The organism is Roseburia sp. AM23-20, from assembly GCF_003470905.1.
GTDB classification, from domain to species: domain Bacteria; phylum Bacillota; class Clostridia; order Lachnospirales; family Lachnospiraceae; genus Roseburia; species Roseburia rectibacter.
Window position 1 is genome coordinate 1 of sequence record NZ_QRHS01000011.1, and the last position, 20,368, is coordinate 20,368.

Sequence of the window (20,368 nt, forward strand, 5' to 3'; positions counted from 1 at the left end):
AATAAATATGAGCATAGTGTTATATATCGAGGTTTTTGCCAGTGTAATCAAAAAAATAATAAACTATTGAATATAGTTATTTGAAAATATTTTTTTAATCAGATTCACACATAAAACACTAAAAATTTACGTCTCCCAAAGTTGTAAAATGAGTTCTCCCGCGAAGGGTGGTTCACAACCTTGAGGCTGGCAAATCGCATCAAGCCGAGACTCGTTTTGTGACTTTGGAAGAAAATTAGAAACTCTTAGGATGCCTGTCCGTAACACAGTGTTGTGCTGCCATGGACGGCAGCACAAGTCCTAATGTGCCCGGACGGCACATTTAGGACGCACACGTCACTCCGCCCCAACCTGAATCAGGCATGCTTAGAGTTTCTTATTTTCGGACAACGGAAACAAAACAGTCCCGGCTTGATGCAATTTGCCACTCACAAAACTGCGACGCCACCCTTAGCCGGGGAACTCATAGCCCCACAAACCACAATTTGGCAGGCAATCCTTAACCTGCATTTTTGAAATACTTATTCTTCTTTATACGGAAGAACATCCTGCATATAAGCCCTCAGTGTCTCGCCGACGCTCCATGCCTGCGCGTAACAGCCTCTTGGATTGTGAGGTGCATCGCCATCGAATATTTCTGAAATAGAGCCGATACATCCATTGTCAGTCAGATGGTGGCGAATCGGTTCTAACAGTGCAAGCAGCTCTTTCGTACATTCCGGTGAGTGATCATGGACTTTTGCGTAAGCAGTCAGAAAACCGCCGAGCAGGAAGCCCCATGCTGTACCCTGATGGTATGCGGCATCACGTTTCGGCAGGGAACCACAGTAGATGCCGTGATAGTCAGCATGATCGCTTGTAAGAGAGCGCAGACCACAGCCAATATAAAGATGTTCTTTGACAAATGCGACGATCTTTGCTTCCTGTTCTTCTGATAACATGGTAAAAGGCAGAGATACCGCATAGATCTGGTTAGGACGAAGATGATCGTCCGGTTCATCCCCGTCAACAACATCATAAAGACAGCCCTTTTCCTCCCACCAGAATTTCTGACAGAAAGATTTTTTTATCAGATCGGCAAGTGCAGCATAATCGTGGGAGGTCATGCAATCATTCACAGAGTCAGAAGCAGTACATCCAGAAGTAGGAGTTTCACTGCCGGATCCAGAAACAGTACATCCAGAAGCGGAAGTATCACTGTCAGGAATTAGAGTGCAAGCCACATCCTCATACCGCAATGCAAGCTGCTCCATAACTTTTAGCGCATTATACCAGAGTGCATTGATCTCTACCGGTTTTCCGTGGCGCGGAGTGGCAACCCAGTCACCGACGCGCACATCCATCCATGTGATCTGGTCAAGACCGCTTCCGGCATGAATAAGACCGTCCTCTTCCATATAAATGCTGAAATCTGTACCGTTTTTATAAGCAGAAATGATTTCTTTCAGGTGAGGATAGATGTTTTTTCTGACAAAAGTGTGTGCATCATCATCCGGATAATACTGCAGATACTGCCATACCGCATAAAAATACCACAGGGATGCATCCGCCGTGTTGTAAAGAGGCGCCGCATTATCATCCGGGAACATATTTGGAACGATCCCATGACGGATATACTTTGAAAATGTTAAAAGAATTTCCTCGGCGTCTTTTCTGCGACCGGTGCATAACGTCAGTCCGGTAAATGCGATCATCGTGTCACGTCCCCAGTCGGTAAACCATGGGAGACCGGCGAGCACAGTTTTGTAGCCGGTAGAGGCGCGGTCGCAGAGAAACTGGTCCGCAGCGAGAACTAGGCGGTCTGCAAGATCATCATGAATGTCTGCCGTCGCATAGAGTGATTTTGTATATTCTTCCCGTTCTTTTAAAATATCAAAAGCAGTGTCTGGCTTGATATCTGAAAAGGATTCACCGGCAGATATTACGGAACAGAGCACGGAAACCTGTCTACGGCTTTTGGTCGGAAGGAAAAACGTTATCTGGTGTGGACAATAGTGGCAGTCGAGTCCGTCTGTCTCAAGATCCACTTCCGTCTGAAGCTGCATATCAATGTCAAACATAGGCGTATGGTCTGAAAACATACCGTCGCTTGTCTGAAATAAAATGGCAGTGTCAGGGTGGCTTTCCGGAATCAGACAAAGGGAATTGCCGGTCTGTGTCGTATGAAAATGAAAATCTTCCGGGCGGCTGGATGCGCTGTGCTCACGGAAATTAAAAAGAGGAACCAGGGTAAGGGATGCATCCGGACCATTATTTTCAATTTCATAAGCAACGGCACAGACATTGGCGCCGTGTTTTAAACAAATATGTTTGGTAAGGGTGATATCACCTGCCTGATATGTATAGTGAACGCTTCCATCATAAGAAAATGAGACAAGATATTTCTGCCCCTGTGCATAACAGGTCTGTCCGTTTTTTTTGTGCTGTGAGGTTTCAAGATCATATATGGCAGATACATCATGTGCAGATCCAGTTTTTGCAGTGTTCATAAATGAATGAGGCTGCTCATCAGAACCTTCAGAAGTATCTGCTGCATATACTGTCAGAGATTCGTTGATCTTGGAAAAAACGAGATAGCGTTCGATCGGTGGGTGCAGACTTGCGACCAGATAACCCTGATGTGTACGGTTGTGTGCACCAATCAGTGAACTTCCGGCATATCCGCCGATGCCATTGGTCAGTGCCCATTCGCGGCGGATTCCTTCTTTGAATGTTGAAAATGCATTTTTTTCATATTGATAAGTGATCATTATTAGCTCTCTCCATAATAAAAATAATTGTTTGTGACAAAGTGTGCAGTGGCTGGTTTCAAAATGCCCGGCAACTGTGCGAAAATTTACGAAAAACCCATCTGGTTATATTTTACACGATAACAGGACTGATGTACAGAAAAATAAAAAATGTATAAAATTTCCTGTATTTGAACAGAGAATAGGGGACAACCCTTGCCTGTCATGTTTTAACATGATAAAATAGGAGAGATGACTTGTGAAGGGATAATATCCGGTAAACAGGTAAATATAAAACACAGGAGAAGATTATATGCATGAGAAATTAGTGATCGTTCCAAAAAAGAACACAGGTTCTAAAAAAATATTAAATACCGTATTGTTTATACTTGCATGTCTGATGTTTTTGCTGTCTACATTTGTGAACCCGATTATTTTTCTGATACCGGGAATTGCACTGGCGCTGGTATGGTATTTTCAGGCATTTCGTTCGGATATAGAGTACGAATATACCTATTATGATGGAGAGTTCCGCTTTGCACGGATCAAGGCAAAAAGCAGACGTAAAGCCATCGGCAGCGTGCAGATGGATGATGTACTTGGATTTGCTCCAAGAGGTGACAGAAGCGTATACAAATACGAAAATGACAAGAATCTGGCATATAAAAATCTGACTTCCGGTAATCCGGAGGCAAAGGTGTATGAGCTGATCGCAAAGGGCGAAAAAGGACTTGTGCGTTATGAGTTTGAGCCGGATGATGAGATGCTCGATGAAGTTATGGTAAAATATCCGCGTTCCGTGGTAAGATAAGCGGCGAAACGCAGACGGAGGAAGAAATGTTAGAGTTAAGAAATATCACTTATGAGGTAGAGGACAATCAGGACAACAAAGAGATCTTAAAAGATGTCAGCCTTACGATCGATGAGCATTTTGTGGCGATCACCGGACCGAACGGTGGAGGAAAGTCCACACTCGCAAAGATCATTGCCGGAATCATCAAGCCGACATCCGGTCAGATCATTTTAGATGGAGAGGATATTACAGAACTTGATATTACCGAGCGTGCAAAACATGGCATCAGCTATGCATTTCAGCAGCCGGTACATTTTAAAGGACTGACAGTCAAAGATCTGATCACAATCGCAGCAGGAAGAACGATGACGGTGAATGAGATCTGTGAGATCTTATCGGAGGTTGGTCTGTGTGCGAGAGAGTATATTGACCGTGAGATCAATGGCAGTCTTTCCGGTGGAGAGCTGAAACGTATTGAGATCGCAATGATCACGGCACGTGGAACGAAACTTTCTATCTTTGATGAGCCGGAGGCGGGAATCGATCTCTGGAGTTTCAACAGCCTGATCAGGGTATTTGAAAAAATGCGTGATGAGATTCAGGGAACGATTCTTATCATTTCACATCAGGAGCGTATTTTAGACATTGCAGATAAGATCGTGGTGATCGCAAACGGACAGGTTAAGACAATCGGAACCAAGGAAGAAGTACTTCCGGAACTGCTTCATACAGCAGGGGCCTGTGAGACACTGACCAGCAAGCTGTAATGTATGAGTATGAGGAAGTGAGGATAAAAATGGATTTAATACAGAAAAATTTATTAGAGCAGGTGGCAGGACTGCACGAGATCCCGGAGGGTGCCTATAACATTCGTGCCAACGGAACCAAACTCGGAAGAAATACGACTGCTAATATTGATATCGTGACCAAGACGGATAAGGATGGAATTGATATCATCATCAAACCCGGAACTGTTCATGAGAGTGTGCACATCCCGGTACTTTTAAGCGAGAGCGGAATGCAGGAATGTGTTTACAATGATTTTTATATTGGCGAGGGCGCAGATGTCACGATCGTGGCAGGATGTGGGATCCATAACTGTGGTGTAGATACTTCCAAACATGACGGTGTGCATACGTTTTATCTGGAAAAAAATGCAAAGGTCCGCTACATTGAGCGCCATTACGGCGAGGGTGACGGCAACGGAGAGAATATCATGAATCCGCAGACCATCGTCCACTTAAAAGAGGGCGCACATATGGAGATGGAGACGACACAGATCAAAGGAATCGATTCCACGGTTCGTGTGACGAGAGGAGATCTGGCAGAAAACGCATCCTTAGAGATCCATGAGAAGATCATGACACACGGAAAACAGTACGCAAAGACAGATTTTCATGTGGATATTAACGGGGATAATTCCAGTGTGAATCTGGTGTCACGTTCTGTTGCAAAAGGGGAATCAAAACAGGAATTTTTCTCCGTTATGAATGGTAATGCAGCCTGTGCAGGACACAGTGAATGTGATGCCATCATTATGGATAACGCCTGTGTGACTGCAAGTCCGCAGCTGACTGCCAACAATATTGACGCAAATCTGATCCATGAAGCTGCTATCGGAAAAATAGCCGGAGAGCAGCTGATCAAGCTGATGACACTTGGACTTACAGAAAAAGAAGCGGAAGAACAGATTATCAATGGATTTTTGAAATAGTCATTTAAAGTTTGTGGCCGGGAATGTCTTTGTATTCGATCATCCCGTCATCAATCCATTCTTTAATGCGGCTGAGCGGCAGATGAAAATGTGTTGCAACATCATAAGCGGTGGCGTTGTTTGTCTGAATATATTCTTTTACCTGATGAAAAAGTTTCTGTTCTAAACAGCGGGGACACAATGTTCCCTCGTAGGATGTGGGAAGAAGACAGTGACATTCTTCGCAGTATCTCCGGTTTTCAAATAAAGGTGTTTCGGTCATATAAAGTCCTCCTGTCTGTTACGTTAGAACATTATTATAACATAGATTATCATATGGAAAGAATTGTATTTATAAATAAAATATAAAAACAAAAATAAGGATTTTTATAAATCTTTTCGAAAATCGTCACACTTAAGACATATTTTTTCCGTATACTGTAACCATCGAAAGAAGTTAACAACGCTTACCCAGGCGGGTTGTTAAACAAGGTTGTATAGAATAAAGGCTGTACATCCCGACAATTCTTTCGACGCAATTTCCTTTATATAGATTAACATTTTCATAACTAAACTCCTCGGAGGAACCCCGGAACAGTGATGTTGCCGGGGTTTCTTCATTTATGGGATTCGATTATCAAAAGGTGGATTTCATTTTTTGAAAATCGAATCATATTAAAATTCAGAAAATTATCAGAAAGGCCGGATATGAGAGAAAAAACATACAGTTTCACGATAGAAGAGATCCCGATCATTGTGACGAAAAAACGCATGAAAAATATGTATCTGCGTATCAGTAAAGAGGATGGCAGTGTGCGCATTTCGGCGCCGCATCAGATGAGCGACGAGCGGATTTACCGTTTTGCAAAGGAGCGGATCGACTGGATCCGGGTTTACAGGGAAAAATATCTGCGTGCGAAAGAGGGACGCAGGGAAGTAAGACAATTAAGCGAAGCGGAATTAAAACAGCAGAAACTGCTTTTGAAAAGAGAAGTGGAAAAATTGATTGCAAAATGGGAACCCGTCATGGGCGTAAAGGCATCCGGTGTTACGATACGCCAGATGAAAACACGCTGGGGTTCCTGCAATGTGAGGACACACCACATCAATATCAATCTCGCACTGGCGAAAAAGCCGCCGGAGTGTCTGGAGTATGTGGTTGTGCATGAACTGACACATATTTTAGAACCGAGTCATAATGCCGTGTTCTGGGGCTATATGACACAGTTTTATCCGAATTGGAAGCGTGTCAGAAAATATCTGAATGATGAAGTACCGGAATAAATGTTATACAAACTGATTTTGGGTTTCGTCATATTCGTAATCGATCATTTTTAATTTTTCAGTGATCGCATCGGCATCTGCATGAAATGCGGCAACAAGCTCAGAAAAAGACGGATAATTGTCGCGGAGCTGTGTATTGACGAAACTTAAAAGCATAGCAGGATCGTTTGGAAGATTTTGATATTCAGTCATAATAAACCTCGTTTCTTCTATATTATGGTAAACGGTTTGCCCGTGTAGTGGGTTGCCCATGATTACCGCAGATATGCGGTCTTTTCTGTGAACGGTTTCTATGCTAAAATAACATGGGAACGCAAAAAATGCAAGGAGACGATAACAGCATGGAACAAAAGATTGACAAAGAAGTGTTTGATAAATTTTTTACGGAGAGTTACTGCCCGGTTGACTATACAACGGTAAAGGAAGAGTTCGAACAGATCGCATCGGTGGGAAATGATATTTTTACCGGAAGTTATGAGGCAAGAAATTTAAACCGCGAGAATTTCATCCTATACCTGACCAGTGAGGCGTATTGTGATTTTGAGGCTGCCGTGCAGGAGGCGATGGATGATCTGAACCCGGAGATCTTAGATGCAGTTATGGATGTGACGGAAAACACATCGGACGGAGACGAGATCACTGAGAAATACTGGGATACCCAGCGCACACTTTTGAAAGAATTTTTAGAACAGCTTTATGACGAAGTGATCTCAACATGGAGATAATGTTCTGCGGAAGAGTCGGAAGTGAAAGATAAGCAGCAGACAGGATATGGAAAATACGGCAATAAGAATTGGAGGATGTTATGGCGAGCTGTGACAGTTGTGTATACAATGTATACGATGAAGATGATGAGGAATATTACTGCGAAGTGGACATGGACGAGGATGATGCTGCGCGCCTGATGCAGGGACATTATAAAGAGTGTCCGTACTACCAGCTGGATGATGAGTATGCGGTGGTAAGGCATCAGATGTAATGTTACAGACAGATAATAAGCAAAAAGAATGGAGAAATATATGAGTTTGGGCAATATAAAAAAGAAGAAAAGATTACTGGCGTTATTGTTATGTATGACACTGGCGGGGGTGTCTTTTATGACGGGATGTGGCAGCAAAGCGGATGAAAACGGATCTGCCCAGGTGTCTGCTGAAGAGAAAAATGTCACAGAAATACAAGGGCAGGGAGAACAGACTGCAACAGAGCAGATCATGACAGAAGCGACAGAAACTGCACAGACAAAAACACAGGAAACAGAGCAGACGGAAGAAACAGAGCCGGCAGAACTGGCACCAACGGAGACCCGGGAAACAGAAGAAATCATTACAACAGAGGTGATTAAGGGAGAAGCAGATTCGGAGCAGGAGAGTGCATCATCACAGACTGCGGACACAGAGCAGTCTGCTGAGGCGGGAAATCCACAGACTGACACAGAGCAGTCTGCGGAGATGGAAAACACGCAGACAGATACAGCCCAGACAAACATTTCCGGTAATCTCGTTGTGATCGACGCCGGACATCAGGCAAAAGGAAATAACGAAAAAGAGCCGATCGGGCCAGGCGCATCTGAGACAAAAGCGAAAGTTGCTTCCGGTACAACAGGTGTGGCGAGCGGGCTTGCGGAATACGAACTGACACTTCAGGTATCTTTAAAGCTGCAGCAGGAACTTACGGCGCGCGGCTATCAGGTGTTGATGATCCGGACGACCAATGATGTCAATATCAGTAATTCCGAGCGTGCGGCAGTTGCCAATAATAATCATGCGGCAGCATTTATCCGCATTCATGCAAATGGAAGTACCAACTCTGCGGCAAACGGAGCGATGACGATCTGTCCGACCGCAGCAAACCCGTACTGCTCCAATATTTATCAGAACTCAAGAAAACTTTCCGACTGCATCATAGGTTCCCTGTGTGCGGCAACCGGTGCAAAAAGTGAGGGCGTCTGGGAGACAGATACGATGAGCGGTATCAACTGGTGTCAGATTCCGGTCACGATCGTTGAGATGGGGTACATGACCAATGCGGATGAGGATCTTAAAATGGCGGCTGACGATTATCAGCAGAAGATCGCGGCTGGGATTGCCAATGGGGTGGATGCTTACTTTGGAAAATAAATAACAGAGTGCACGTTGCACGAACATTTTATTATTATGAAAAAAGCTGACTGCCGGGCAAACCGGCAAGTCAGCTTTTTGCGTTTAAAATTTATTTCATACTGTTTTTTACAGCAGCTTCCACAAAACCTTTGAATAACGGATGTGGACGGTTCGGTCTGGATTTGAATTCCGGATGAGCCTGTGTTGCAAGGAACCACGGATGATCCGGAATCTCAATCATTTCTACGATTCTTCCATCCGGGGAAGTACCACAGAGTTTCATGCCGCCTTCGGTAAGTGCTGCACGGAAATCGTTGTTAACCTCGTAACGATGACGATGTCTTTCGTGAATTTCCTCGGAACCGTAAAGCTCGCGGGCTTTAGATGTTGGATCTAATACACATGGATAAGAACCAAGCCTTAAAGTACCGCCGATATCTTCCACACCATTCTGATCCGGCATCAGTGCGATGACAGGATGTGTGGTGTTCGGATCAAGCTCAACGCTGTGTGCATCGTGGAAGCCACAGACATGTCTTGCAAATTCAATGATGGCTACCTGCATACCAAGGCAGAGACCAAGGTATGGAACATTGTTTTCACGGGCATACTTTGCAGCGGAGATCATACCTTCAACACCGCGGGAACCAAATCCTCCCGGAACAATGATGCCTGCCATATCGCCAAGCAGCTCTTTGGCATTGTCGTCATTTAAAGTTTCAGAATCGATCCAGTGAAGATCAATGGTAGCGCGCTCAGCGATACCGCCGTGTTTTAATGCCTCTACTACGGAGATATATGCATCATGCAGAGCGATATATTTTCCGACTAAAGCGATCTTTACTTCTTTGTTCGGATGACGCAGGGCGTCTACCATGGATTCCCAGTCTTTTAAATCGGGTTCCGGGCAGTCTAAATGCAGAGCCTTACATGCAACCTTGGCAAGATTTTCTTTTTCCATGGCAAGAGGTGCTTCGTAAAGGTACTCAACATCAAGATTCTGCAGTACATTGCCGTTTGGAACATTACAGAACAGGGCAATCTTGTCTTTTAAACTCTGGTCAAGTTCATGTTCGGAACGGCAGACGATGATATCCGGCTGGATACCCATTCCCTGAAGTTCTTTTACACTTGCCTGTGTCGGTTTCGTCTTAAGTTCACCGGAAGCCTTGATATAAGGGATCAGTGTCACATGGATCAGGATCGCATTTTCGTGTCCGACCTCATGCTGGAACTGACGGATCGCCTCTAAGAAAGGCTGGCTTTCGATATCTCCTACGGTACCACCAACCTCGATGATCGCGATATGTGTTTCATCGGAAGTGAAATTGCGGTAAAAACGGCTCTTGATCTCATTTGTAATATGCGGAATAACCTGAACGGTACCTCCACCGAAATCACCGCGGCGCTCTTTCTGGAGCACAGACCAGTAAACTTTACCGGTGGTCACGTTGGAATTTTTTGTTAAACTTTCATCGATAAAACGTTCATAATGTCCCAAGTCCAAGTCTGTTTCTGCACCGTCATCGGTAACGAAGACTTCACCATGCTGGATCGGGTTCATGGTTCCGGGATCGATATTGATATACGGATCGAATTTCTGCATGGTTACTTTGTATCCACGTGCTTTTAATAATCTTCCAAGGGAAGCAGCCGTGATACCTTTACCAAGACCGGAAACGACACCGCCGGTGACAAAGACATATTTTACAGGCATAGGGTTTTCCTCCTCATAATTATAGTAAATTAAAAAAATTTCACGTATTTAATAACCCATATAGTATACAACTAAGTTTACGCAAAATCCAGCAAAACTTAAAAAAGATAAAAGTGAATTTAGAAATAATTTAGAAATCACACCAAAAGTTCATGAACTGCGTATTGCTTTTGCGTTTGGTTTTCAATATAATAAAGAAGATATTGACGAATATCAGATAAAATCCAGATGTGGCATAGGCCGCAGATGTTTGGAAAGGATAGATTATGGATAATCAGGGACCAAATAATTACAATAATGGAAATAACAATTACAACAATAACGGTGGTAATAACGGCGGCAATGGCGGTGGGAATAATGGCGGTAACGGCGGCAGGGACAACCATAACGGACAGCTCATCATGGCATTTGTCCTGGTTTCCCTCATCGTGTTGTTTATCATGAGCATGGTGTCAAACCGTTTTTCACAGATGAGCACTCAGGAGATCTCTTATTCGGAATTTTTAGAAAAAGTAGAGGCAGGAGAAGTCAAATCCGTAGAGATCGGTTCTTACGAGATCGATATCACGCCGGTCACAAAGGGTAAGAGTCCTTATCAGCCGACTTATTACTGCGGACGTGTGGCAGATGAAGATCTGATCCCGCTTTTGAAAGAAAAAGGTGTGGAGATCTATGGAGTGATTCCGGATAACACTTCCACCTGGATCTACAGCATTTTAAGTTATCTGATCCCATTAGTACTGATCTGGGTACTGCTCGGCTTTTTAATGAAACGTATGGGCGGCGGTGCTATGGGTGTTGGCAAGAGCAATGCCAAAGTTTATGTCGAGAAGCAGACAGGTGTTACCTTTAAGGATGTAGCAGGACAGGATGAAGCGAAAGAGTCCTTACAGGAAGTTGTTGATTTCCTGCACAATCCGAAGAAATATTCAGAGATCGGTGCAAAGCTGCCGAAAGGTGCGCTTTTAGTAGGACCTCCTGGTACTGGTAAAACATTGCTTGCAAAAGCGGTGGCAGGTGAGGCGAAGGTTCCGTTCTTCTCACTGGCAGGATCGGATTTCGTGGAGATGTTTGTCGGTGTCGGAGCTTCCCGTGTGCGTGACCTGTTTAAGGAAGCACAGAAACAGGCACCGTGTATTATCTTCATCGATGAGATTGATGCGATCGGTAAGAGCCGTGACACCCGCTATGGCGGCAATGATGAGCGTGAGCAGACGTTAAACCAGTTACTGGCAGAGATGGATGGTTTCGATACATCGAAGGGACTTCTGATCTTAGCAGCAACAAACCGTCCGGAGGTACTTGATAAGGCGCTGCTTCGGCCGGGACGTTTTGACCGTCGTATTATCGTAGATAAACCTGACTTAAAAGGACGTTTAGAGACATTAAAAGTCCATTCCAAAGATGTTATGATGGATGAGACCGTAGATCTTGATGCACTTGCACTGGCAACGGCCGGACTCGTAGGATCTGATCTTGCAAATATGATCAACGAGGCTGCGATCAATGCTGTTAAAAATGGAAGAAAGTTTGTCAATCAGGCGGATTTATTTGATGCATTTGAGCTTGTTGCAGTCGGAGGAAAAGAGAAAAAAGACCGTATCATGAGTGACAAGGAGCGCAAGATCGTATCTTATCATGAAGTAGGACATGCGATGGTAACAGCATTGCAGAAAAATACCGAGCCGGTACAGAAGATCACGATCGTGCCGCGTACCATGGGTGCACTTGGATATACCTTACAGACTCCGGAAGAAGAGAAATATTTACAGACCAAAGATGAACTGCTTGCAAAGATCACGACTTATATGGCAGGCCGTGCAGCAGAGATGCTTGTATTTGGTTCTGCGACCAGCGGTGCCGCCAACGATATCGAGAGTGCGACCTCGATCGCAAGAGCTATGGTCACACAGTATGGTATGTCTGATAAATTTGGCATGATGTGTCTTGCAACAGTTGAAAATCAGTACTTAGATAACCGTGCAGGATTGATCTGCGGTGAGGAGACGGCTGCACAGATCGATCAGGAAGTACTGTCCATTATCAACAGCAGTTATGATGAAGCATACCGCATGCTTGAAGAAAACAGGGAGGTTCTCGACAAGATCTCAGAATATCTCTACGAGCATGAGACAATCACCGGAAAAGAATTCATGAAGATTTTCCGCGAGTTAAAAGGAATCCCGGAGCCGGAAGAAGAGGAGAAAAAAACATTCTTCGAACAGGCAGAGGATGCTAAAAATGCGTTAGAGCAGGCGAAAACAGAAGAACATGAAAAAACGGAAGGACAGACAGAAATAAAAAAGCAGGCAGAAACAGAAACTTCACGTGCAGTGGAAAATCAGAATACTGTATCCTTGGAAAAGGGCAGTTTTATTGATCAGGTCGTAGACGATCAGACAGCAGCACATGAGGAACACCAGAAGTAACGCAGCAGAGGCTTCGCTGCAGAAGTATCAGAAATAAAAGCTGAAAAATAAGATAAATATCAGCAGGATAAGTATAAACAGAACGATCAGAGCAGGAATGAGGTTTCATGTTTAACATCGCAGAAGAATTAAAAAAACTCCCGGATCAGCCGGGAGTTTATATTATGCACGACAGCCACGATGCGATCATATATATTGGAAAGGCTGTCAGCTTACGAAAGAGAGTACACCAGTATTTTCAGCCGAGTCATGATGAGGGGATCAAAAAGGCGCAGATGGTAAAACAGATCGCACGTTTCGAGTATATTATTACAGACTCGGAATTAGAGGCACTTGTCTTAGAGTGCAATCTGATCAAGGAGCATTGTCCAAAATACAATACCATGCTGCGTGATGATAAAACATATCCCTATATCCGGGTAACGGTTGGCGAGGATTTTCCAAGGGTACTTTTTTCACGTCAGCAGAAAAAAGATAAGTCCAGATATTTTGGACCATATACCAGTGCAGGGGCGGTAAAGGATACGATCGAACTGATCAATAAACTTTACCAGCTCCGCACCTGCAGCCGTGTTCTGCCAAGAGATATCGGCAAGGAGCGTCCGTGTCTGAACTATCACATCCACCAGTGTCAGGCGCCGTGCCAGGGATATATCAGTAAAGAAGAGTATCGGGAAAGAGTCGATGCTGCCGTTGAATTTTTAAATGGAAATTATGCGCCAATCTTAAAATCATTAGAACAGAAAATGAATGAGGCATCCGAAAATCTGGAGTTTGAGAAGGCAATCGAATACCGGGAACTTTTAGGCAGTGTGCGTCAGATCGCGCAGAAGCAGAAGATCACGCATACAGATGGAGAGGATAAAGATATCATCGCACTTGCGTCGGATGACAGGGATGCAGTGGTTCAGGTATTTTTCATCCGCGATGGAAAGCTGATCGGCAGGGATCATTTTTATGTCAGAGTCGGAACAGAAGATACCAAAAGCCAGATCTTAACAACCTTTTTAAAACAGTTTTATTCAGGGACACCGTTTATCCCAAGAGAGATCATGCTGCCGGAGGAGATCGAGGATCACGAGGTCCTAGCTGAGTGGCTGGGTGAAAAACGTGGTGCAAAGGTTTATATCCGTGTTCCGCAGAAGGGCATGAAGGAGAAGTTAGTCGAGCTGGCACAGAAAAATGCAGAACTGGTTCTTTCGCAGGATCGTGAGAAAATCAAACGCGAGGAGGGAAGAACCATCGGTGCAATGAAAGAAATCGAACATCTTCTGGGGATGGAAGGTCTTTCGCGTGTCGAGGCATACGATATTTCAAACATTAATGGTTTTGAGACAGTTGGTTCCATGATCGTTTATGAGAAAGGAAAGCCAAAGCGCAGTGATTACCGTAAATTTAAGTTAAAAACGATCACAGGACCGGATGATTATGCGTCGATGCATGAGGTGTTGACCAGACGTTTTACGCACGGCATGCAGGAGAAAAAAGATCTTGCTGAACGTGAAATAACGGAAGAATATGGAAGTTTTACAAGATTTCCGGACCTTATCATGATGGATGGCGGACGTGGGCAGGTCAATATTGCGCTTAAAGTACTCGATGAGCTGAAGATAAATATTCCGGTCTGTGGTATGGTAAAAGATGATAATCACCGTACCCGCGGGTTATACTATCAGAATAAGGAAATACCGATCGAGCGGACGAGTGAGGGATTTAAACTGATCACAAGAATCCAGGACGAGGCACACCGGTTTGCGATCGAATATCACAGATCCCTGCGAAGCAAAGAACAGGTACACTCTGTGCTTGACGATATTCCGGGAATCGGGCCTGCGCGGAGGAAAGCGTTGATGCGCCGCTTTCAGTCGCTTGAAGCAATCCGGGAGGCATCGGAGGAAGAACTTGCAAAGACAGAGTCGATGAACGAGCAGGCGGCGCAGGCGGTTTATCAGTTTTTCCACGAGTATTCAAGTTGAAGAATTTTAGCGTCTATGGTAAAATGGCGTCAGAATAGTTACGAAAAAATGCTTAGGAGAGGACAAAGGATATGGAAGGTGTTGGAGTAGCAAAGATCGCACAGATCATGGATTTATGTAATTTTCTGCCGGATATGGAATTAAAGGGACATCGCATTATGATCAGTGATGTGAACAGACCGGCATTACAGCTCAGTGGATATTTTAAACATTTTGAACAGTCCAGGGTTCAGATCATCGGTACTGTAGAGTACACATATCTGCAGCAGTTAGATGAAAAAAAACGTGAAAAGATCTATCGTGAATTTATGGGATATGATATCCCTTGTGTCATTTTCTGCAGGGATTTACAGCCGGATGAATCATTCTTAAAGATTGCAGAGGAGAAGAACATCCCGGTGCTTGGCACAAAACGCAGTACTTCTGAGTTTATGGCAGAACTTATCTACTGCCTGAATGAACAGCTTGCACCGTGTATCACGATCCATGGAGTTTTAGTAGATGTCTATGGTGAGGGACTTCTGATCATGGGCGAGAGCGGTATCGGAAAGAGCGAAGCAGCCCTTGAGCTGATCAAGAGAGGACACCGTCTTGTAACAGATGATGTGGTAGAGATCCGCAAGATCAATGAGCACACGCTGATCGGAACATCACCGGATATCACACGTTATTTTATTGAACTCCGCGGTATCGGGATCATCGATGTAAAGACACTGTTTGGTGTAGAATGTGTAAAGGAAAAACAGCAGATCGACCTCGTCATCAAGTTAGAGGACTGGAAGAAAGAAAATGAGTATGACCGTCTCGGCTTAGAGGAAGAATATACAGAGTTCCTTGGCAACAAGGTAGTGTGTCATTCCCTGCCGATTCGTCCGGGACGTAACCTTGCCGTCATCTGTGAGGCGGCGGCTGTCAACCACAGACAGAAAAAGATGGGATACAATGCGGCACAGGAGCTTTACCGTCGTGTGCAGGAGAATCTCACCAAAAAATCTTCGGATGATGATGAATAATAAAAGTCCGGAGTTAAAAAGAATAGCATAAATGGAGGCATAATCAGTCATGGAAAGAAAAAACGCATGGGAGAAATACCCGGAAGGCAAAAAAAGAAAAGAGGTATTTCAGTTTGCAGAAGATTACAGAAAATTTATTTCGGAATGCAAAACAGAGCGTGAGTGTACCACAGAGTTTGCAAAAAGAGCTGAGGAAGCTGGATTTGTAAATCTGGATAAAGTATTGGAAAAAGGAACAAAATTAAAATCCGGAGACCGTGTGTATGCAAACAACATGGGAAAAGGAATCGCCATGTTTGTGATCGGAAAGAAGAGCATGGAAGAAGGAATGAACATTCTCGGAGCACATATCGATTCCCCACGTATGGATTTAAAACAGGACCCGTTATATGAGGATACGGATTTTGCAATGTTAGATACCCATTATTATGGAGGTATCAAAAAATACCAGTGGGTAACACTTCCACTTGCATTGCACGGCGTGATCGTCAAAAAAGACGGAACCGTTGTGAAAGTCAATGTCGGAGATAAACCTGGTGACCCGGTATTTGGTGTCAGCGATCTTTTAATTCACTTATCCGGAGAGCAGCTTGAGAAAAAGGCGGCAAAGGTGATCGAGGGAGAGAACCTTGATCTTATCATTGGAAGTATTCCGGCAGAGGAAGCAGGCGATGACAAGGAAGCTGCAAAAGAAAAAGTAAAAGCAAATATCATGAAGATCCTTGCAAAGGAATATGATATAGAGGAAGAAGATTTCTTATCAGCAGAGATCGAGGTTGTTCCAGCAGGAGAGGCAAGAGATTACGGTTTTGACCGCAGTATCATTATGGGATATGGTCATGATGACAGAGTATGTGCATACCCGTCCTTTATGGCAATGCTTGCAATGAAAAAACCGGAGATCACGAGTGTCTGTCTGCTTGTAGATAAAGAGGAGATCGGCAGTGTCGGTGCAAGCGGCATGCAGTCACGTTTCTTTGAAAATACGGTTGCAGAGGTTATGAATGCAGCAGAGGATTATTCAGAATTAAAATTAAGACGCGCTCTGAAAAATTCCAAAGTACTTTCATCCGATGTATCCGCAGCATTTGATCCGAATTATCCGTCTGTTATGACAAAACGTAATGCAGCATACTTTGGAAGAGGACTTGTATTTAATAAATATACCGGCGCAAGAGGAAAATCCGGTTCAAATGATGCAAATGCAGAGTATGTCGGATATTTAAGAAATATCATGGATAACAATAATGTATCATTCCAGACAGCAGAGCTTGGAAAAGTAGACCAGGGCGGCGGCGGAACGATCGCATACATTCTGGCAAATTACGGAATGAGTGTTATCGACAGTGGTGTTGCAGTATTAAATATGCATGCTCCATGGGAACTTATCAGCAAAGTAGACTTATATGAAGCATATAACGGTTATGTTGCATTCTTAAAAGAAGCGTAAAACCATAGAATTGAGGAAAGCATGAATCAGCAGTTTTTGACAGAACTTAAAGCAGTCACAGCAGAAAACAGAATATTTACGGATGAACCGATGAAAAAACATACGACATTCCGTGTGGGTGGTCCGGCAGATGTTTTAATACAGCCTAAGAGAGCAGAACTGGCATCCGTTATCCGTCTGTGCAGAGAGTATGATATCCCGTATCAGGTCATCGGAAACGGAAGCAATCTTTTAGTGGGCGACCGTGGAATCAGAGGTGCTGTGATCGAGATGCTGTCAAAAAAAGATGAGATTTGTGTGGAAGATGACTGCATCACTGTGGGAGCAGGAATGTTGTTGTCAAAGACAGCAAACTGTGCGGCAGAGCATGGTCTGACCGGCATGGAATTTGCAGCCGGGATTCCGGGCAGCATCGGTGGTGCTGTTGTCATGAATGCGGGCGCTTACGGCGGTGAGATGAAGGATATCTTAACCGCTGTGACCGTCTTAGATAAAGATGGCAATGAGAAAAAACTTACGGTAGAAGAACTTGAACTTGGCTACCGGACAAGCTGTATTTTAAAAAAAGGTTATATTGTAACAGAAGCAAAGATGAAACTTTTGCATGGAGAGGAAAAAGAGATCCGTGCCCGCATGGATGAGTTAAAGAAACAGAGGGTGGAAAAACAGCCGCTTGAGTTTCCAAGTGCAGGAAGTACTTTTAAAAGACCGGAAGGATATTTTGCGGGAAAACTCATCATGGATGCAGGGTTAAGAGGTTATCAGGTGGGAGATGCGCAGGTGTCAGAAAAACACTGTGGATTTGTCATCAACCGGGGAAATGCTACGGCAGCGGATGTAAGGACCCTGATGCAGAATGTTTCAGATATTGTAGAAGAAAAGTTTGACGTCAGGTTAGAACCGGAAGTCAAGATAACCGGTGAATTTTAAACAGGCTTTAGATGCGCGGAAAACGCTCTGGAATGGAGAATAGTGTGAAAAATAAGATTTTTCACACGCAAGATTTGTGCTTACGCACAAACTTGAGATGCGCAAAAAGCAGCGCAAGAATGGAGAATAAGATGAAGTTCGTAATTTTAACAGGAATGTCGGGAGCAGGAAAAAGTACAGCGATAAAAATGATGGAAGATATAGGATTTTATTGCGTGGATAATCTGCCTATCCCACTGCTGGAAAAGTTTGTGGAACTTACAACATTACAGAGCGCGGAACTGCAGAAAGTTGCAGTCGGCATTGATATCAGAAGCGGTCAGTCATTTGATGAGCTGCATAGTGTGTTAGACCGGATGAAAGATAATGGCGTTGAATATGAGATCCTGTTTTTGGATGCCGAAGATTCTGTTCTGGTAAAACGATATAAGGAAACGAGAAGAAACCATCCGTTATCCGGCGGCGAGCGTGTGGATAAGGGAATTGAAGAGGAAAGAAAGCGTCTGGCGTTTTTAAAAGAGCGTGCAGATTATATTATAGATACAAGCCAGCTTTTGACGAGAGAGTTAAAAGCCGAGTTGGACAAAATATTTATACAGAATCAGGATTATAAGAATTTATTTATCACGATTCTGTCGTTTGGATTCAAATATGGAATACCGGTCGATTCCGATCTGGTATTTGATGTCCGTTTTCTCCCAAACCCATATTATGTGGAGGGATTGCGGGCAAAGACCGGAAATGATAAAGAAATTCAGGATTATGTCATGCAGTTTCAGGAAGCAAATGTCTTTCTTGACAAACTCGAAGATATGCTGGAATTTCTGATCCCGAATTACATTACGGAGGGCAAGAACCAGCTTGTGATCTCCATCGGATGTACCGGGGGAAAACACCGGTCTGTTACACTGGCGAATGAATTATACAAACGTTTGTCGGGAAGAAAAGGTTATGGACTTAAAATCGAGCATCGGGATATTGGCAAAGATGCTTTAAGGGGAAAATAAAGAATGTCTTTTTCAAGTGAAGTGAAACAGGAGCTGGCAAAGCAGAGTGGAAAGAGCAGACATTGCCAGATCGCAGAACTTGCAGCGCTGGTTGCTTTTGAAGGAAAACGTCAGCGGCTGATCGGGGATGCAGGTGATGTGTTAGATTCGGAAAATCCGCTTTTGCAGGAAAAATATGGACTGTTACTGACTCAGTTGTTCCAGATTAATATAGAGGAAATAGATACACTGTCAGCCGAACGTGTCCTTGAGACGATCAAAATGTGGAACCAGTCTTTTGGAGGGGCACAGATCACTGATACGGTAAATGGAATTTTGCTGCAGCAGACCTGCTGCAGGCGGGCATTTATCCGGGGAGCATTTTTAGCGGGTGGATCGATCAGTGATCCGAATAAATCTTACCATTTTGAAATTGTCTGCAGAGGTATCGAACAGGCAAAACAGCTTCAGGATACGATCAACAGTTTTGATATGGAAGCAAAGATCGTGGTGCGAAAAAAACATCAGGTCGTATATTTAAAAGAGGGTGCGCAGATCGTGGATATGTTAAATATTATGGAAGCGCATGTGGCATTGATGAATCTTGAGAATGTGCGGATATTAAAAGAAATGAGAAACTCCGTTAACCGCAAGGTAAATTGTGAGACGGCAAATATCAGCAAAACTGTTACAGCAGCAGTAAAACAGCTTGGCGATATTGAATATATTAAGCAGAATGCAGGTTTAGACAGTCTGCCGGAAAACTTAAAAGAAATGGCATTGCTGCGGTTAGAGTACCCGGATACACCACTTAAGGAACTGGGAACTTACCTTGATCCGCCTGTCGGAAAATCAGGAGTGAACCACAGGCTGCGCAGGATCAGTGAGATTGCAGATGAGCTGCGTGGGAAAGAACCGTGTGAAAAATAATATTTTCACATACGAACTTGACATGCTCTTAGAATTGAGAACAGAGCAAACAGGAATGGAGGATATCATGAAAAAGAGTGTAGTGGTAAATATGCAAAACGACATGGAAGCAAGACCGATCGCACTTTTAGTGCAGAAGGCAAATCAGTTTTCAAGCCGGATCTATATGGAATCTGCTGACAACAAGAGAGTGAATGTCAAAAGCATTATGGGAATGATGAACATGGCTCTTTTAAATGGTGAAGAAGTTGTGATCGATGCTGAGGGCGAGGATGAACAGGAAGCAATCGCAGCAATCGAGGAATTTCTGACAAAATAACAGGACAGGTGTAGGAAACT

General features: G+C 43.9%; 19 protein-coding genes. 15 read left to right on the forward strand and 4 right to left on the reverse strand.

Annotation, left to right across the window (positions count from 1 at the left end; translation table 11 throughout):
* Positions 1-521: 521 nt before the first annotated feature.
* Positions 522-2,750: an amylo-alpha-1,6-glucosidase gene (locus tag DW650_RS09870; protein ID WP_118209805.1), complete on the reverse strand. Its 2,229-nt coding sequence runs from the start codon at positions 2,748-2,750 to the stop codon at positions 522-524.
* 292 nt (positions 2,751-3,042) lie between these two features.
* Between DW650_RS09870 and DW650_RS09875 the strand changes: the two genes are divergently transcribed.
* From DW650_RS09875 to DW650_RS09885, 3 genes are read left to right on the forward strand one after another with little or no spacing between them, the layout of a single operon-like run.
* Positions 3,043-3,540, forward strand: a complete 498-nt coding sequence (locus tag DW650_RS09875) for a hypothetical protein (RefSeq protein ID WP_118209806.1) — start codon at positions 3,043-3,045, stop codon at positions 3,538-3,540.
* Positions 3,541-3,566: 26 nt separating this feature from the next.
* The gene (locus DW650_RS09880; protein ID WP_006858976.1) at positions 3,567-4,289 is read left to right on the forward strand and encodes an ABC transporter ATP-binding protein; all 723 of its coding nucleotides are present in this window, start codon (positions 3,567-3,569) and stop codon (positions 4,287-4,289) included.
* A 29-nt stretch (positions 4,290-4,318) separates the two neighbouring features.
* Positions 4,319-5,236 (forward strand): SufB/SufD family protein, encoded by a 918-nt coding sequence (locus DW650_RS09885; RefSeq protein WP_199654244.1) that lies wholly within the window; start codon positions 4,319-4,321, stop codon positions 5,234-5,236.
* A gap of 4 nt (positions 5,237-5,240) precedes the next feature.
* On the opposite strand, the gene DW650_RS09890 is transcribed toward DW650_RS09885, so the two are convergent.
* Positions 5,241-5,498 (reverse strand): hypothetical protein, encoded by a 258-nt coding sequence (locus DW650_RS09890; RefSeq protein ID WP_118209808.1) that lies wholly within the window; start codon positions 5,496-5,498, stop codon positions 5,241-5,243.
* A 425-nt stretch (positions 5,499-5,923) separates the two neighbouring features.
* On the opposite strand from DW650_RS09890, the gene DW650_RS09895 reads away from it, so the two are divergent.
* The gene (locus DW650_RS09895; RefSeq protein WP_199654246.1) at positions 5,924-6,499 is read left to right on the forward strand and encodes a M48 family metallopeptidase; all 576 of its coding nucleotides are present in this window, start codon (positions 5,924-5,926) and stop codon (positions 6,497-6,499) included.
* Between the two features lie 3 nt (positions 6,500-6,502).
* On the opposite strand, the gene DW650_RS09900 is transcribed toward DW650_RS09895, so the two are convergent.
* On the reverse strand, positions 6,503-6,691 hold the full coding sequence (locus tag DW650_RS09900) for a DUF4250 domain-containing protein (protein WP_015521422.1): 189 nt from the start codon (positions 6,689-6,691) through the stop codon (positions 6,503-6,505).
* 149 nt (positions 6,692-6,840) lie between these two features.
* Here DW650_RS09900 and DW650_RS09905 point away from each other — a divergent pair, with 149 nt between their 5' ends.
* The 3 genes from DW650_RS09905 (at position 6,841) to DW650_RS09910 (ending at position 8,616) form a co-directional block, all read left to right on the forward strand.
* Positions 6,841-7,224, forward strand: coding sequence for a hypothetical protein (locus tag DW650_RS09905; protein ID WP_243102923.1), 384 nt, complete (start codon positions 6,841-6,843; stop codon positions 7,222-7,224).
* Between the two features lie 80 nt (positions 7,225-7,304).
* Entirely contained in the window at positions 7,305-7,478 is a 174-nt protein-coding gene (locus tag DW650_RS19755) for a DUF6472 family protein (protein WP_015521421.1), read from the forward strand.
* Between the two features lie 40 nt (positions 7,479-7,518).
* Positions 7,519-8,616 (forward strand): N-acetylmuramoyl-L-alanine amidase, encoded by a 1,098-nt coding sequence (locus tag DW650_RS09910; RefSeq protein WP_243102924.1) that lies wholly within the window; start codon positions 7,519-7,521, stop codon positions 8,614-8,616.
* 91 nt (positions 8,617-8,707) lie between these two features.
* Here DW650_RS09910 and DW650_RS09915 read toward each other — a convergent pair whose 3' ends face one another.
* Complete coding sequence (locus DW650_RS09915; protein ID WP_117921123.1) at positions 8,708-10,315, reverse strand: CTP synthase; 1,608 nt, start codon at positions 10,313-10,315, stop codon at positions 8,708-8,710.
* A 266-nt stretch (positions 10,316-10,581) separates the two neighbouring features.
* Between DW650_RS09915 and ftsH the strand changes: the two genes are divergently transcribed.
* The 8 genes from ftsH (at position 10,582) to DW650_RS09955 (ending at position 20,348) form a co-directional block, all read left to right on the forward strand.
* Positions 10,582-12,744, forward strand: a complete 2,163-nt coding sequence (gene ftsH, locus DW650_RS09920; protein ID WP_118209811.1) for an ATP-dependent zinc metalloprotease FtsH — start codon at positions 10,582-10,584, stop codon at positions 12,742-12,744.
* Between the two features lie 107 nt (positions 12,745-12,851).
* Entirely contained in the window at positions 12,852-14,720 is a 1,869-nt protein-coding gene (uvrC, locus tag DW650_RS09925; RefSeq protein WP_118209812.1) for an excinuclease ABC subunit UvrC, read from the forward strand.
* A 71-nt stretch (positions 14,721-14,791) separates the two neighbouring features.
* On the forward strand, positions 14,792-15,733 hold the full coding sequence (gene hprK / locus DW650_RS09930; protein WP_117921120.1) for an HPr(Ser) kinase/phosphatase: 942 nt from the start codon (positions 14,792-14,794) through the stop codon (positions 15,731-15,733).
* A 49-nt stretch (positions 15,734-15,782) separates the two neighbouring features.
* Complete coding sequence (locus tag DW650_RS09935; protein ID WP_118209813.1) at positions 15,783-17,183, forward strand: aminopeptidase; 1,401 nt, start codon at positions 15,783-15,785, stop codon at positions 17,181-17,183.
* Positions 17,184-17,204: 21 nt separating this feature from the next.
* Positions 17,205-18,113: a UDP-N-acetylmuramate dehydrogenase gene (murB, locus tag DW650_RS09940; RefSeq protein WP_118209814.1), complete on the forward strand. Its 909-nt coding sequence runs from the start codon at positions 17,205-17,207 to the stop codon at positions 18,111-18,113.
* A gap of 131 nt (positions 18,114-18,244) precedes the next feature.
* Positions 18,245-19,120 carry an RNase adapter RapZ gene (gene rapZ, locus DW650_RS09945; RefSeq protein WP_118209852.1) on the forward strand — a complete coding sequence of 292 codons (876 nt, stop codon included), beginning with the start codon at positions 18,245-18,247 and terminating at the stop codon, positions 19,118-19,120.
* Between the two features lie 3 nt (positions 19,121-19,123).
* A complete protein-coding gene (gene whiA / locus DW650_RS09950; RefSeq protein WP_117921116.1) occupies positions 19,124-20,029 on the forward strand; it encodes a DNA-binding protein WhiA in 906 nt (301 codons plus the stop codon).
* Positions 20,030-20,096: 67 nt separating this feature from the next.
* Positions 20,097-20,348 (forward strand): HPr family phosphocarrier protein, encoded by a 252-nt coding sequence (locus DW650_RS09955; protein ID WP_182384829.1) that lies wholly within the window; start codon positions 20,097-20,099, stop codon positions 20,346-20,348.
* Positions 20,349-20,368: the final 20 nt, after the last annotated feature.

Bases quoted from the DNA above. Each gene is read 5' to 3' on its own strand.
- DW650_RS09900 (WP_015521422.1), bottom strand. From the start codon at position 6,691: ATGACTGAATATCAAAATCTTCCAAACGATCCTGCTATGCTTTTAAGT.
- hprK (WP_117921120.1), top strand. From the start codon at position 14,792: ATGGAAGGTGTTGGAGTAGCAAAGATCGCACAGATCATGGATTTATGT.
- DW650_RS19755 (WP_015521421.1), top strand. From the start codon at position 7,305: ATGGCGAGCTGTGACAGTTGTGTATACAATGTATACGATGAAGATGAT.
- DW650_RS09955 (WP_182384829.1), top strand. From the start codon at position 20,097: ATGAAAAAGAGTGTAGTGGTAAATATGCAAAACGACATGGAAGCAAGA.
- DW650_RS09910 (WP_243102924.1), top strand. From the start codon at position 7,519: ATGAGTTTGGGCAATATAAAAAAGAAGAAAAGATTACTGGCGTTATTG.
- DW650_RS09880 (WP_006858976.1), top strand. From the start codon at position 3,567: ATGTTAGAGTTAAGAAATATCACTTATGAGGTAGAGGACAATCAGGAC.
- rapZ (WP_118209852.1), top strand. From the start codon at position 18,245: ATGAAGTTCGTAATTTTAACAGGAATGTCGGGAGCAGGAAAAAGTACA.
- DW650_RS09905 (WP_243102923.1), top strand. From the start codon at position 6,841: ATGGAACAAAAGATTGACAAAGAAGTGTTTGATAAATTTTTTACGGAG.
- whiA (WP_117921116.1), top strand. From the start codon at position 19,124: ATGTCTTTTTCAAGTGAAGTGAAACAGGAGCTGGCAAAGCAGAGTGGA.
- DW650_RS09915 (WP_117921123.1), bottom strand. From the start codon at position 10,315: ATGCCTGTAAAATATGTCTTTGTCACCGGCGGTGTCGTTTCCGGTCTT.
- DW650_RS09935 (WP_118209813.1), top strand. From the start codon at position 15,783: ATGGAAAGAAAAAACGCATGGGAGAAATACCCGGAAGGCAAAAAAAGA.
- DW650_RS09875 (WP_118209806.1), top strand. From the start codon at position 3,043: ATGCATGAGAAATTAGTGATCGTTCCAAAAAAGAACACAGGTTCTAAA.
- DW650_RS09895 (WP_199654246.1), top strand. From the start codon at position 5,924: ATGAGAGAAAAAACATACAGTTTCACGATAGAAGAGATCCCGATCATT.
- ftsH (WP_118209811.1), top strand. From the start codon at position 10,582: ATGGATAATCAGGGACCAAATAATTACAATAATGGAAATAACAATTAC.
- murB (WP_118209814.1), top strand. From the start codon at position 17,205: ATGAATCAGCAGTTTTTGACAGAACTTAAAGCAGTCACAGCAGAAAAC.
- DW650_RS09885 (WP_199654244.1), top strand. From the start codon at position 4,319: ATGGATTTAATACAGAAAAATTTATTAGAGCAGGTGGCAGGACTGCAC.
- uvrC (WP_118209812.1), top strand. From the start codon at position 12,852: ATGTTTAACATCGCAGAAGAATTAAAAAAACTCCCGGATCAGCCGGGA.
- DW650_RS09890 (WP_118209808.1), bottom strand. From the start codon at position 5,498: ATGACCGAAACACCTTTATTTGAAAACCGGAGATACTGCGAAGAATGT.
- DW650_RS09870 (WP_118209805.1), bottom strand. From the start codon at position 2,750: ATGATCACTTATCAATATGAAAAAAATGCATTTTCAACATTCAAAGAA.